This is a genomic window from Streptomyces flavovariabilis, from assembly GCF_000725785.1.
In the GTDB taxonomy this organism is placed as follows: domain Bacteria; phylum Actinomycetota; class Actinomycetes; order Streptomycetales; family Streptomycetaceae; genus Streptomyces; species Streptomyces hawaiiensis.
The window spans coordinates 47,628-61,293 of record NZ_JNXD01000032.1 but is presented as its reverse complement, the minus strand read 5'-3'; the positions used below and the strand labels follow the sequence as shown (position 1 = coordinate 61,293).

Here is a 13,666-nt window from a genome sequence, read left to right as displayed (position 1 = left end):
ACCATCTCGCCGACCCACTCACCCATCGCCACATGACGAGTCTGGCCCTGCCGCTGACGCGGCAGGGCCAGAACCCAAGATCTTCATCAGACTTCTAGGACCCGTTGTTCAGCAGGTCCTCGGCAGCCGTGAGGATCTCCGTCACCCGGAGGCCGAACGCCGCGTCGCAGGCGTGCGGGCGGCCCGTCCGGGCGGCGTCGAGCAGCGCGTCCGCGGCCCGCATCAACGCGGGCACCGCCCCGTCGGAACTGCCCGGCAGCGCCGCGACCCCGGCCTCGCCCCGCAGCTCCACGGCGGCACCGGCCGCGGCGGGCGGTGCCGTCAGGCTCAGCGTGAGGGTGCTCGACGCACCGCCCGTGTGGTCGAGGACGACATGCGCCGTGTCCCCGGGGCCGTAAGCCGCCGCCGTCACGCGCCGCACGTCACCGAGAACCGGCAGCAGCACGGACAGGGCGTGCGGGCCGACGTCCCACAGGGCGCCCTTCTCCCGCCGCCACGGCGTCGCGAAGGGGCTCTCGCCGGTGAACACCGCCCCGAGCCACTCGGCGCGCCCCGTGAACCAGTCCGGCACCGCCGCCTGCTCGGCGATCCATGCCGCCGGCTCGGGCTGGAAGCGGGTCGTGAAGAACACGACCGAGGCGACACCGGCCTCCTCGGCGGCCTCGACCACGGCCCGCCCCTGCGCCACCGTCGGCGCCAGCGGCTTGTCGAGCAGCAGATGGCACCCGGCCCGTGCCGCCCGGGCGGCGAGTGAGGCCTGCACCTCGGGCGGCAGCGCCACGGCGACGGCGTCCACGTCGGCGAACAGTTCGTCGGCGTCGTCGTAGACGCGGACACCGTGCCGCTCCGCCAGTTCCTTCGCGGCTTCGGGGCGGCGGCCCCACACACCCGCGAAGTCCAGCTCCGCATGCCCGCTCAACGCGGGTGCGTGGGCGATCCGGGCCCAGGGTCCGGTGCCGAGCAGTCCTATGCGCATGCCGCCGCCTCTCCACGCTGTCAGGACGACGAGCGTGCCACACGGAAACAGCCGGCGGGCAACAGAAAAGGCAAGGAGCGCTCTCCTTGCCTGTCTCAAGTTATAGCCCACGGGGGGCCTTGCGGCAAGGCCCCCCGTCTGCCGCAGACTATCCGGCCTAGGCCCAGGACCTGCGGAAACGGGAGCATGACGTGACCCCTCTGACCACGAGCGCGTTCGATCTTCCCGACCGCCTCGCGCACAAGGCCGCCCCGGCGCTGATCGCCGGGGACGAGCAGCACTTCGCCTCCATCGCCGACTGCCTGGAGCAGTCCATCGCCGAACTGTCCGACCGTCTGGAGACCGAGCGCAGGGCGCCCGCCGGGAAGGGCAGGCAGGCCATGGACCGGGACGCCGAGATCCACCGGCTGACCGCGCGCCTGCGCGCCCTGCGCCGCTTCGGACTCGACCTGTGCCTCGGGCGCATGGTCGGCGCGGACGACTCCGAGCCCGTGTACGTGGGGCGGCTCGGCCTGACGGACAGCGAGGGGCGCCGGCTGCTGGTCGACTGGCGTTCCCCGGCCGCCGAGCCGTTCTTCGGCGCCACCCACGGCAACCCGATGGGCCTGGCGAGCCGCCGCAGGTACCGCTGGACCGGCGGCCGGGTCGGTGACTACTGGGACGAGGTGTTCACCGCGGACGGTTTCGACGGGCACGCGGCGCTCGACGACCAGTCCGCCTTCATCGCCAGCCTCGGCACCAACCGCTCGCCCCGCATGCGGGACGTGCTCGGCACCATCCAGGCCGACCAGGACGCCATCATCCGCGCCGGTTCCCGCGGCGCACTCGTCGTCGACGGCGGCCCGGGCACCGGCAAGACCGTCGTCGCCCTGCACCGCTCCGCCTACCTCCTCTACTCCGACCCGCGCCTCGGGCAGCACCGCCGGGGCGGCGTGCTCTTCGTCGGCCCGCACCGGCCCTACCTGTCCTACGTCTCCGACGTCCTGCCCGGCCTCGGCGAGGAGGGCGTGCAGACCTGCATCCTGCGTGACCTCGTCGACGAAGGCGCCACCGCGGGGGTCGAAACCGACCCGGAGGCGGCCCGCCTGAAGTCGTCCGCGGACCTGGTGCGGGCGATCGAGAAGGCCGTCCGGTTCTACGAGGAGCCGCCCACCGAGCCGATGACGGTCACGACCCACTGGTCCGACATCCGCCTGAGCGCCGGCGACTGGGCTGTGGCGTTCGAGGCGGCGGAACCCGGCACGCCGCACAACGAGGCACGCGACCAGGTCTGGGAGGAACTGCTGACGATCCTGGTGGACAAGCATGAGGGCGACGTCCCGGACACCCTGCTCCGCAAGGCGCTGTCGCGGGACCGGGAGCTGCTCACGGCCTTCAACCGCGCCTGGCCGCTGCTCGAAGCGACCGACCTCGTCGGGGACCTCTGGTCCGTGCCCGCCTACCTGCGGATGTGCGCGCCCTGGCTCAGCCGCGACGAGGTGCGCACGCTGCAACGCGAGGTACCCCAGGCCTGGACGGTGTCCGACCTGCCGCTGCTGGACGCGGCCCGCCAGCGGCTCGGCGACCCGGAGGCCTCACGGCGCAAGCGCCGGCAGGAGGCCGCCGTCGCCGCCCAGCAGGAGGGCATGGCCGACGTCATCGACAACCTGCTGGAGGCCCACAGCTACGACGACGGCGAGGGCGTGCTGGTCATGCTGCACGGGCAGGACATGCGCAACTCCCTGGTCGATGTCAGCGCCCTGCCCACAGCCGACCCGGACCGGCTCGCCGGGCCGTTCGTGCACATCGTCGTGGACGAGGCGCAGGAACTGACCGACGCGGAATGGCAGATGCTGCTGGTGCGCTGCCCGTCGCGCAGCTTCACCATCGTCGGGGACCGCGCACAGGCACGGCACGGGTTCACGGAGTCGTGGCGGGAACGGCTGGAGCGGGTCGGCCTGGACCGGATCGACATGGCCTCCCTGAACATCAACTACCGCACACCCGAGGAGATCATGACGGAGGCCGAGCCGGTCATCCGGGCCGCGCTGCCGGACGCCAACGTGCCGACGTCGATCCGCAGCAGCGGTGTCCCCGTCCGCCACGGATCCGCCGCGGAGCTGACGTCGATCCTCGACACCTGGCTGGCCGGACACTCCGACGGGACCGCCTGTGTGATCGGCGATCCCGGGTTCCGGCCGGCCTCGCCCCGCGTCCGGTCGCTCACCCCGGAGCTCTCGAAGGGGCTGGAGTTCGACCTGGTCGTGCTCGTCGACCCGGAGGACTTCGGCGACGGCGTCGAGGGCGCCGTCGACCACTATGTGGCGATGACCAGGGCCACGCAGGAGCTCGCGATCCTCACGAGCTCCTGACGCCGCCGGGGCCAGGGCAGCAGCCTTCAAGCAGCCAGTTCCTTGCGGATGCGGTCCAGCATGAACGCCGACGACTCCCGGGCCCGCTCCTCCCAGGCGAAGACACAGGCCGTGGCGACCCCGTCGAAACCGAGCTCGCGCAGGGTGCCGAAGAAGACGTCCCAGTCGACCTCGCCCTGGCCGATGTCGAGGTGCTGGTGGATCCGGGCCGGGGTGCCCGGCGGGTTGAGGATGTAGCGCAGGCCGCTGGAGCCCTTGTGGTTGAAGGAGTCCGCGATGTGCACGTGCCGGAGCTTGTCACCGGCGTAGCGCATCATGGCCGCGATGTCCGCCACCGGGTCGGCGCCCGAGAGGTGGAAGGTGTGCGGCGCGCAGTACAGGTAGTTCACCCACGGCTTGTCGATCGCGCGGACGAGATCGACGGCCGGGGTGTTCTCCTCGCAGAAGTCGTCCGGGTGGGCCTCCAGGTTGAGTGCGATGCCCTCCCGCTCGAAGACCGGCAGCAGCTCCTCCAGCGAGCGCCAGAAGGCGGCCTCGCTCTCGGCGGCCCGTTCGGGGCGGCCGTTGAACTCCGAGTTCATCAGCGGGCATTCGAGCTCCGCGGTGATCTCGATCATCCGCTTCCAGTAGCGGACCGCCGCCTGCCGTTCGGTCTCGTCCGGCGAGGACCACTTGTACAGCGGCAGCACCGAGGACAACCGCACGCCGTGCGTCCGCAGCGACTGCTTCAGCTCCTGCACCCGCGCGTCGTCCGCACGCGGGTGCAGGAAGAACGGCATGAAGTCCGCGCGCGGCGACAACTCGATGTACTCATAGCCGAGTTCGGCGACCGTGCGCACCATCTCGTCGATCGGCAGGGCGCGGAACATGTACGGGTCGAGGGCGATCTTCACGCGGTGCCTCCGTAGAACGCGGGCCGGGGCTTCATGTCGGTCATGACGGTCTCGCCGCCGCTCTCCAGGGACCGGACGGCGGCGTCGGTGATGACGGTCGCGGCGTAACCGTCCCAGGAGGACGGGCCGGTGGGCTCCGTGCGGGCCGCCACGGAGGCGACCCACTCGCGGAACTCGGTGTCGAAGGCCTGCGCGAACCGGTCCTTCCAGTCCTGGATCACACCCGTGCCGTGCCGGGCCGCGGTGCGGATCCCGACGGCCGCCGGGTCGGGCAGCCGGACCAGTCCGTCCTCGCCCACGACCTCGCACTGGATGTCGTAGCCGTACTGGCAGTTGACGAAGACCTCCAGGTCGATCCGGACGCCCGAGGCCGTCTCGAAGATCATGATCTGGGGATCCTTCAGGTGCGCGAAGCGCCTGCTCGTGGCGCGCGGGGTGACCACCTGGGCGGAGACGATCTCGTCGTCCAGCAACCAGCGCAGCACGTCGATCTCATGCACGGCCGTGTCCTGGGCGGCCATGGCGGAGTGGTACGACTCCGGCACGGTCGGGTTGCGGTGCGCGCAGTGCACGACCAGCGGAGCCCCGAGCGAACCGGTCGCCAGGACCTCCTTCATCTGGCGGTAGCCGGCGTCGAAGCGGCGCATGAAGCCGACCTGCACCAGCCGACGGCCGTGCGCCCGCTCGGCCTCGACGATCCGAAGACAGTCCTCGGCGGTCGTGGCCAGCGGCTTCTCGCAGAACACCGGCTTGCCGGCGGCGATCGCGTTCAGGACCTGCTCGGCGTGGGTGGGCCCCCAGGAGGTGACGAGGACGGCGTCCACGTCACCCGAGGCGACCAGGTGCGCGCCGGTGGGCAGCGCGGCGGCACCGACCCCGGCGGCCACCTCGGCGGCGCGCTCGGCGTCCACGTCGGCCACGGCCGTGACGGAGGCGCCGGTGACGACCTCGGTGAGCCGCCGGACGTGGTCCTGGCCGATCATCCCGGCGCCGATGACGCCTACTCGTACGGTCATGGTGAAACTCCTCGGAAGATGGTCAGGAGAAACGCGCCCGGAGCTCGGCCTCGAGGGTTTCGAGCGTGCGGCCCTTGGTCTCGGGGACGTACAGCTTCACGAAGGTGAGGGACAGCACGCCCGCCACCACGAACAGGAAGAACGTGCTGGAGATCCCGATCCCGGAGACCAGGGACGGGAAGACGAGCCCGATCACGAAGTTGGTCAGCCACAGCACCACGGCCGCCACCCCCATTCCGAAGCCGCGCATCCGCATCGGGAAGATCTCCGAGAGCATCAGCCAGGTCACCGGCGAGATCGCGCCCTGCTGGAAGGCGAGGAACGTGACCGTCATGGCGAGCACCGCGAACGCCCGTGGGTCCCCGGAGGGCAGCACCAGCGAGAAGACACCGATCAGCAGCAGGGCGGCGGTCGTCCCCACCTGGCCGGTCATCAGCATCGGGCGGCGCGGCACCCGGCCCAGCAGCCAGATGCCGACGAACGTGGCCAGCACCGAGATCACACCGTTGGCGATGTTCGCCGTCAGCGCGCTGTCGGCGGCGAAACCGGCGTCGGTCAGGATCTGCGTGCCGTAGTACATGATCGTGTTCACGCCGGTGATCTGCTGCACGATCGCGATGCCGAACCCGACGAACATCAGCTTGCGCAGCCAGGGGGTGCTCCTGATGTCCTGCCAGCCGCCGAGCTTCTGCCGCTCGTCCCTGACGGCCAGCGCGCCGACCTCCTTCAGCTCGGCCTCGGCGCGCGCCTGCGAGCGCACCTGCTTCAGGACTTCGAGGGCCTCGCCGAAGCGGCTCCTGGAGGCCAGCCAGCGAGGGCTCTCCGGCATCACCAGCATGCCGAACCACAGCACCACGGCCGGCAGCGTGGCGATGACCAGCATCCAGCGCCACACACCGCCGGACTCGCCGCCGACCCGCGCGATGATCGCGTTGGACGTGAAGGCCAGCAGCTGACCGCTGACGATCATCAGCTCGTTGCGGGTGACGAGGGCGCCGCGCCGCTCGGCGGGCGACACCTCCGCGAGATACACCGGCACGGTCACCGAGGCGCCGCCGACCGCGAGACCGAGCACGAACCGCGCCACGATCATCACGGCGGTCGTCGGGGCGAGGGTGCAGCCCAGAGCGCCGATGAAGAACAGCACGGCCAGCAGCAGGATGGCGCGCCGCCTGCCGCGCGCGTCCGACAACCGGCCGCCGGTCACGGCGCCCAGCGCGGCACCCAGCAGCAGCGAGCTGGTGACCATGCCCTCGGTGACCGGGGTCAGGCCGAGGTCCTCGGTCATGTAGGGCAGGGCGCCGTTGATGACGCCGGTGTCGTAGCCGAAGAGCAGACCACCGAACGTGGCGATGATCGTGATGACCCGCAGCCGCCGGGAGACCGCCGGAGGGGCGTCGTCCGCCACAGCGGTGGCCGGGATGGGGGCCGGTGTCGCGTCGTCCCTGACGTCCATGGCCGCTCCTTACCTGTCGAAGTTCGGGCGCCGGGTACCCGACAGACCGCAACCGGACAGGTGCTCCCGGGTGCCGACCGCGATGGGCAGCGGCACCTCGGGAGCGCACGGGTACAGGTCCTGCTCGACGATCACGAACAACTCGGCGTCAAGTCGCGCGAGTTCGGCGACCACGCCGGCCGGCTCGGGCACTCCGGCGGGCGGCGACACGCACACCCCGCGCTTCACGGCCTCACCGAACGACAGGTCCTCGGCGGTCACCTGGGCGAGAATTCCGGGGTCCATCTGCTTGATGTGGACGTAGCCGACCCGCTCACCGAACCGGCGGATCAGATCGAGGTTGTCCCCGCCGCCGTACGCCACATGCCCGGTGTCCAGGCACAGGTTGGTGTAGCGGCTGTCCGACTCGTTCAGCAGCCGCTCGATCTCCGGTTGCGACTGGATGTGGCTGTCGGCGTGCGGATGGACGACCAGCCGCACGTCGTACTCCTCCAGCAGCAGCCTGCCCAGCCGGTCGGCGGCGCGGCCGAACCCGGCCCATTGCTCGGCGGTGAGTCCGGGCGACTCGGTGAACGCGCCCGTCTTCTCGTCCCGGTACATCGGCGGAATGAAGACCATGTGGTGCGCCCCGGCGGCGGCGGTGAGCGCGGCGACCTGCCGGACATGGGCGAGCATCTCGTCCCAGCTCTCGGGCCGGTGCAGCGCGCCGAAGGCGGTACCGCCGGAGACCTTGAGCCCCCGGGCGTCCAGCTCGGCCCGGAGCCGCCGCGGGTCGGTGGGCAGATAGCCGTACGGGCCGAGCTCCAGCCACTCGTAGCCGGCCAGGACCAGTTCGTCGAGGAAGCGGGTGTACGGCACCTGCTGCTCGTCCTCGGGGAACCAGACGCCCCAGGAGTCGGGGGCGGACCCGAGGCACAGGTTGCCGACGGTGGTACGGAGAGGGGGAGGCGCCGTTGCCATGGTGGTGTCCTTCACGCTGCGTTTCCGCTTGCTGCCGCGCGCTACTAGTGCGCTCTAGTTCGAGTACGATGGCCCCTGTCCAAATGTCATGTCAATAGGGTGCTGCCGGGAGATCGCAGGATCCCGTACGAGGTTCCGTGCCGGGCGCCCCGTAAGGTGTGCGACGTCGGAGGGTGGGTTCACAGGTGGATGCATCGGGCAGGCAGCGGCCCACGATGGCGGACGTCGCCGAGAAGGCGGGCGTCTCCCGCGCGCTCGTCTCGATCATCTTCCGCAATCAGCCCGGAGCCGGCCGGGAGACCCGGGAACGGGTCCTGCGCGTGGCCGACGAGATCGGTTACCGGCCCGACAGCGCGGCCCGGCTGCTGGCCCGCGGCCGCAGCCGCACGCTCGGCGTGATGTTCACCGTGCAGCAGACCTTCCACACGGACCTCATCACGGGCATCTACCCCGAGGCCGAACGGCTCGGCTACGACGTGCTGCTCTCCGGGGCGACCCACGGCCGCAGCGAGGCCAAGGCGGTCGAGGCGCTGCTCAGTCACCGCTGCGAGGCGGTGATCCTGCTCGGCCCGGACGCCGAGTCCGCCTACCTGGACGAACTCGGGCAGCGCACGGTCGCCGTCTCGGTCAGCCGCCGTGTACCCCGGGCCCGGGTCGACTTCGTGCACTCGGCCGAGGGCAAGGGCGTCCGGCAGGCCATGGACCACCTCGTGGACTTGGGGCACCGTCGGATCGTGCACATCGACGGCGGACGCGGTCCCGGCTCGGCGGAGCGCCGGCGTGCCTACCGGGCCGCGATGCGCCGCCACGGGCTGGAGAGAGAGGCGCGGGTGATTCCCGGCCACCACACCGAGGAGTCCGGTATCGAGACCGGCCGCCGGCTCCTGGCCGAGCGGGACGGCGGGCAGCCGCTGCCGACGGCCGTCCTCGCCGGCAACGACCGCTGCGCGATGGGCCTGCTGATGGCGCTGACCCGGGCGGGCGTGGAAGTCCCGCGCGACCTGTCCGTGGTCGGCTACGACGACAGCCACCTCTCCCACCTGATGCCGATCGGTCTGACCACCGTCCGCCAGGACGCCCTCCTGATGGCCGAGCACGCCGTCCGTTTCGCCGTCGAGCGGCTGGAGAAGCGGGAGCTGGAGCCGCGGGAGGCGGTGCTGGATCCCAAGCTGGTGGTGCGGGGGACGAGTGGGCCGGTCCCGAAAGGGACGGGGCCGGCCTGACACGGGAGACCCCGCCGTCCGGCGCGGCTAGCGCGTGCCCTTCTCGGCGAACTCCGCGACGCCGTCGGCGTTGTCCTTCGTGACGAAGGCCGGCCCGGTGAGCACGGGAGCGGTGCCGCCCCCACTGACGTTGCCGTTCGTCTTGTACAGCCACAGCGCGTCCACCGCCAAGTAGCCCTGGAGGTAGGGCTGCTGGTCGACGGCGAACTCGATACCGCCGCCCTGGACGGCTCCGACGAGGTCCTTGTTGAGGTCGAACGTGGCGACCTTCGCCTTGCTGCCCGCGTCCTTGACCGACTGCACGGCGGTCAGGGCGATCGGCGCGCCGAGCGTGACCACCCGGTCGATGGAGGAGTCCTTCTGGAGCTTGGCGGTCAGCGTCGACTTCACCGAGGGCATGTCCGTGCCGTTGACGTACAGGTTCTCCGTCGTGCCCTCGAAGCCCTTCTTCAGTCCGGCGCAGCGGGCCTCCAGCGCGACCTGGCCCTGCTCCTGTATGACGCAGACTGCGTGCTTGGCGCCCAGTCGGTTGAGACGTTCACCGAAGGCCTGCCCCGCGATGTTCTCGTCCTGGCCGAAGTACTCGAGCATGCCGAGCTCCTTCCAGTCGTCCAAACCGGAGTTGAAGCCGACGACGGGGATGCCGGCCGCCTTGGCCTTCGCGACCACGCCCTTCATCGCGTCCGGTTTGGCGGCGGTGAGGGCGATGCCGTCGACCTTCTGGTCGATGGCGTTCTGCACGAGGTTGGCCTGGTTCCCGGCGACCGGGTCGCTGGAGTAGACGAGCTTGATGTTGTCCTTCGCGGCGGCGGCCTGGGCGCCCTTGCGGATCAGGTCCCAGAACGTGTCGCCGGGCGCCGCGTGGGTGACCAGGGCGACTGTCATCCGTGGGGTGCTGGCCTTGCCCGCGGTGGCGTCGGTGCCGCCGGCCTCGGACTTCTTCCCGCCTGAGCCGCTGGAGCAGCCTGCTGCGAGCAGGGCGCCGACGACGGCGGCGGTGGTCAGGGCGGCGGCTCTGTGGTGTCTGCGCATGTCGGGTGCACCTCACTGTGCTGGGACGAGGGAGCCGCGCCCGGTCCGGGAGGCGGGCGGTGGGTGGGCGCCCGGGGCGGCGGCGGTCATGGGTGATGCGGCGGTCCTGGGTGCGGACCCCTGCGGCGGAGACTGGAGCGCACCACTAGCGCGCTCTAGTGGCAGGTACTATGCGGGGGCCCCGGGGGGATGTCAACAGGTTTGTCAGGACGTACCTACAAAAGAAGGCCGCCCGTACGCACCGGCGCTGAACGGTGGGTACGGCGGCCTCGGGCGGACGGTCCTGGGACCGTCCGCCCGGCTGCTCAGTTCTCCGTGCTGATGTTGACCATCCAGGGGACGCCGAAGCGATCCGTGCACATGCCGAACACGTCGCCCCACATCTGTTTCTCCAGCGGCACCGACACCGAACCGCCCTCGGACAGCTTCTCCCAGTAGCCGCGCAGCTCGGCGTCGTCGTCGCCGCTCAGGCTCACGGAGTAGGAGCTGCCCTGCTCGGACTCCATGCCCGGCGGGTTGTCCGCGCCCATCAGGGTGAAGCCGCCGGTGGTTTCCAGCATGCCGTGCATGATCTTGTCGGCGTTCGGGGCGTCCGCCTGCCCGAACTCTCCGTAGCTGTTCAGGTCGAGGGTGCCGCCGAAGACCTCCTTGTAGAACTCCATCGCCTGCCGGGCGTCGCCGTTGAAGTTGAGGTACGGGTTGAGGCGCGAGGCCATGAGAACCTCCCAGAAGGGGGCAAAGGGTCATTTTCGCGCAGCGTATCGCCAGGAGTCTGCAACGGCTCGCCCGGCGGCGCCTCCGGTCGTGCGGCATGCCGCAGAACCACGCGCCCGCCGCCACGCCCCGGCCGGGGTGCGACGGCTCACGCCTCGTCGGACGCCCCGTTGTTCCAGTCGTAGGGACCGCCGCCCTGCCACTCGATCAGCTCGGTGTCGTCGACGGCCGTGTCCGTGGTGGGCAGGCCCTCGCGGTGCAGCAGGTCCAGTACGTCGAAGAGGCTGTAGGCGACGCCCATACGCTCGCCGTGGATGGTCACCAGCCGTCCGCCGTCCGTCGCGGGCGGCTGCACGACCACAGGGGGTTGACCGTCCATAGCCCCACCATGCTCCCGAAACGGCCGGTTCGCAGCTCGGTGGCGTCCAGAAGCGGTACGAAGCCGTTTTCCCACCGGCGTCGGGGTGCGCTGTGCGCCGGTGACAAGGCGCGATCCGGAAGCTGAGTTCTCATCAGCACTCCCTGAGAGCGTCGGCACCACCCCCCTAGCGTCCGTGGCATGGACATGAACCGCAAGAGCAGAGGGAAGTGGCGCGGTGCCGTGCTGGCGGTGCTGCTGACCGCCGGAACACTCACGGCCGCCGCCCCGGGCGCCCGCGCCGACGGGGCGCGCACCGAGACCCCGGTGAAGTCGACGTCGCCGGTGACCGGAGTGACGGAGTCGGTGGTCCGGGTGAAGGTGCCGCTGCCGGACTCGGCCGGGCCGCGCCCGGCGGCGTGCGACTGGCTGTCGTACCTGCGCTACCGTTCCGCCGGCGGGCCGGCCGCGTCGGCCGACGCCGACCGGATCCTCGTCGCCCAGCCCGGCATCCTGGAAGGGGCCGGGGCGTTCGACAGCGTCGCACGCAACACCGTCACGCGGGCCGCCGAACAGGGGACGCACATCGAGTTCTGGGCGCTGGACCGGCGCTCCAACTGCCTGGAGGACCGCACCGGCATCGCCTCCGGCGACCAGCACACCGCGGTCGACTACTACTACCGCGGCAAGCAGGTCGGCGGCCGGACCTTCGGCGGCTTCGCCGGCAACGCACAACTGGGCTGGATGGCGAAGCTCGGGATCGAGCAGACCGTACGCGACCAGTACGACCTGCTCAGCGCCGAGTTGCCGTCCCAGGCGCAGCGCAAGCGGAAGGTGCTGTGCGGCGGGCACTCACTGGGCGGTGTGATCACCGGGTACTTCGCCGCCGCCGACTTCGACGGCAACCGCGCCACCACGGCGGACGCCGGGTACAACCAGTGCGCCGGCTACTTCGCTCTCGACACGACCGTCTCCACCTCACTGGCCGACCTCAGCGGCAGCATCCCGGACGACACCAACCTGCCCGACATCGGTCTGGGTTACGGCGTCGTGCAGGCCGGGCTGGACAGCGGGGTGCTGCCACGCACGCTGACCGCGCCGGTGCTGCTCAACCCCGAGACCATGACCCTGCTCGGCATCGCCGGTCTCGGCGCGCTCAACGACCTGGAGGGCGAGGCCGACCTGCCCCGCTACCTGCCTTCCGGCCTCAACATCGAGGCCACCAACCGCTTCCTGTTCGCCAAGGACACCGCCGCCTTCCTCACCGGCACGCCCTCGGTGAAGGACTTCCGGCTCACCAACGGGGCCGTGCTCGGGGCGCTGCTGGACGACAACTCCGTGCCGCTGGCATTCCTGCAGACCAGTGTGGGCTTCTTCGACGGCGGACCGATCGCCGACAAGAGCTTCCCCGTCGCCAACGGCGGTGACCAGCAAGCCGGGCCGTACGGCACCGCGTACAAGGCCATCCCGGACCGGCCGCAGGGCCCGCTCTACACCTGGCGCAACTACGACCGAGTCGGCGACGCGGACGACCCCGGCTACCGGTCGGCCGACGGCACCCCGTTCACCGTCGCCGGCGAGGAGGTCACCGACGTGCGGCAACTGGCCCGCAGCCTGGCGGAGCAGCCGCTGGACTTCACCGAGCAGTACTTCCCGACCAAGCTGGTCACGGACATCCAGCTGTCCACCTCGCCGCAGGTGAAGAAGCTCGTCGTCCATCCCGAGGGGCTCAAGGCCAACCCGGTGCTCACCGTGCTCGCCGGTGAGGGGCTGCTGGCCGGGCGGGTCCCGGCCGAGCTGCATCCGGTGGTCGCCGACGGCTACCAGCACCTCGACGTCCTGACCGCGGCGCCCGTGCAGAACAACGGCCGGCCGGAGCCCGTCTCCACGAGCCTCGCCGGCTTCGCACGGTCTCCGCGCTAGCTCCCCGCCGGTACACACGCCCGGGGCCCGGGAGGATCTCCTCCCGGGCCCCTTCGCGTACCCGCGAGGTCAGAGCCTGCCCGCGGCGAACGCGGCCGCCTCCTCGGCGTCGTCCCGGTAGCTCAGGTGCGCCCCGACGTCGCCCCCGCCGTTCTCGCACACGGGGTCGCCCTGAGCGCAGAGGTCGAGCGTCCGGCTCTGGTAGGTGCCGGTGACGCTCTTGCCGAGCGCGCGGATCGGGTTGCCGAACAGCAGCACCGCGGCGACCTTCGGTTCGAGTGCCGCGGGCAGCGTGGCCACGATGGGGCTGCCGACCACAGCGCCCGCGCTGCTGATGCCGATCGAGTTGTCGACGACGTTCGCGCCCTGCGAATAGCCGACGAGAACGAACTTCTGGCCCGGGCAGGCCGCGGCCTGGCTCTTCACATGGTTCACCAGATCCAGATTGCCCTGTGCCGCGGACGTGGGGGAGAGGTCGGCGGGGTAGTTCACCTTGTAGCTGGACAGGTTCTTGCCCACCGCTTTCTTCTGCAGTGCGGAATACACCGGGTCGCCGACGATGAAGCCGAGCGTGCCCGGCTCGAAGGTGCCGCGGGCGGCGACGACCTCGACGTCCGAGCAGGCCGCGGCCATGGCCGGGGGAGCCGAAAGGGTGGCAAGTCCGGCCCCGCCGGCCAGTGAGAGCGCAGCGAGACACATACGGATACGCATGGGGGATCCTCCGCGTGGGAGGCGCGTTGAGCGCCTGCGAAAAAGGACGCCCC

The 13,666-nt window shown here is 71.0% G+C and carries 12 protein-coding genes; 3 read left to right on the top strand and 9 right to left on the bottom strand.

Translation table 11 applies throughout. The annotated features are described in order from the left end of the window. Nucleotides 1-94: 94 nt before the first annotated feature. Nucleotides 95-976: a Gfo/Idh/MocA family protein gene (locus IO24_RS0137150; protein WP_031143800.1), complete on the bottom strand. Its 882-nt coding sequence runs from the start codon at nt 974-976 to the stop codon at nt 95-97. 191 nt (nt 977-1,167) lie between these two features. Here IO24_RS0137150 and helR point away from each other — a divergent pair, with 191 nt between their 5' ends. Continuing rightward, complete coding sequence (gene helR / locus IO24_RS0137145; protein WP_031143797.1) at nt 1,168-3,327, top strand: RNA polymerase recycling motor ATPase HelR; 2,160 nt, start codon at nt 1,168-1,170, stop codon at nt 3,325-3,327. Between the two features lie 26 nt (nt 3,328-3,353). On the opposite strand, the gene IO24_RS0137140 is transcribed toward helR, so the two are convergent. The 4 genes from IO24_RS0137140 to IO24_RS0137125 are packed head-to-tail and all read right to left on the bottom strand — an operon-like array spanning nt 3,354 to nt 7,652. Continuing rightward, a complete protein-coding gene (locus IO24_RS0137140) occupies nt 3,354-4,220 on the bottom strand; it encodes a sugar phosphate isomerase/epimerase family protein (protein WP_031143795.1) in 867 nt (288 codons plus the stop codon). Next, nucleotides 4,217-5,236, bottom strand: coding sequence for a Gfo/Idh/MocA family protein (locus tag IO24_RS0137135; RefSeq protein ID WP_031143793.1), 1,020 nt, complete (start codon nt 5,234-5,236; stop codon nt 4,217-4,219). Before IO24_RS0137135 ends, IO24_RS0137140 begins: the two co-directional genes overlap by 4 nt. 22 nt (nt 5,237-5,258) lie before the next feature. Continuing rightward, nucleotides 5,259-6,692 (bottom strand): sugar porter family MFS transporter, encoded by a 1,434-nt coding sequence (locus tag IO24_RS0137130; RefSeq protein WP_031143792.1) that lies wholly within the window; start codon nt 6,690-6,692, stop codon nt 5,259-5,261. Between the two features lie 9 nt (nt 6,693-6,701). Beyond that, the gene (locus IO24_RS0137125; protein ID WP_031143791.1) at nt 6,702-7,652 is read right to left on the bottom strand and encodes a TIM barrel protein; all 951 of its coding nucleotides are present in this window, start codon (nt 7,650-7,652) and stop codon (nt 6,702-6,704) included. Nucleotides 7,653-7,867: 215 nt separating this feature from the next. Here IO24_RS0137125 and IO24_RS0137120 point away from each other — a divergent pair, with 215 nt between their 5' ends. Beyond that, nucleotides 7,868-8,875: a LacI family DNA-binding transcriptional regulator gene (locus tag IO24_RS0137120; protein ID WP_031143790.1), complete on the top strand. Its 1,008-nt coding sequence runs from the start codon at nt 7,868-7,870 to the stop codon at nt 8,873-8,875. 27 nt (nt 8,876-8,902) lie between these two features. On the opposite strand, the gene IO24_RS0137115 is transcribed toward IO24_RS0137120, so the two are convergent. From IO24_RS0137115 to IO24_RS0137105, 3 genes are all read right to left on the bottom strand, one after another. Beyond that, on the bottom strand, nt 8,903-9,907 hold the full coding sequence (locus IO24_RS0137115) for a sugar ABC transporter substrate-binding protein (protein WP_031143789.1): 1,005 nt from the start codon (nt 9,905-9,907) through the stop codon (nt 8,903-8,905). Between the two features lie 305 nt (nt 9,908-10,212). Next, on the bottom strand, nt 10,213-10,623 hold the full coding sequence (locus IO24_RS0137110) for a VOC family protein (protein WP_031143788.1): 411 nt from the start codon (nt 10,621-10,623) through the stop codon (nt 10,213-10,215). A 146-nt stretch (nt 10,624-10,769) separates the two neighbouring features. Then, on the bottom strand, nt 10,770-11,000 hold the full coding sequence (locus tag IO24_RS0137105; protein WP_031143787.1) for a hypothetical protein: 231 nt from the start codon (nt 10,998-11,000) through the stop codon (nt 10,770-10,772). 180 nt (nt 11,001-11,180) lie between these two features. Here IO24_RS0137105 and IO24_RS0137100 point away from each other — a divergent pair, with 180 nt between their 5' ends. Beyond that, nucleotides 11,181-12,902: a hypothetical protein gene (locus IO24_RS0137100; RefSeq protein ID WP_045297136.1), complete on the top strand. Its 1,722-nt coding sequence runs from the start codon at nt 11,181-11,183 to the stop codon at nt 12,900-12,902. Between the two features lie 69 nt (nt 12,903-12,971). Here the strand turns inward: IO24_RS0137100 and IO24_RS0137095 are convergent, their stop codons facing one another. Next, a complete protein-coding gene (locus IO24_RS0137095; RefSeq protein ID WP_031143785.1) occupies nt 12,972-13,613 on the bottom strand; it encodes a cutinase family protein in 642 nt (213 codons plus the stop codon). Between the last annotated feature and the right edge of the window lie 53 nt (nt 13,614-13,666).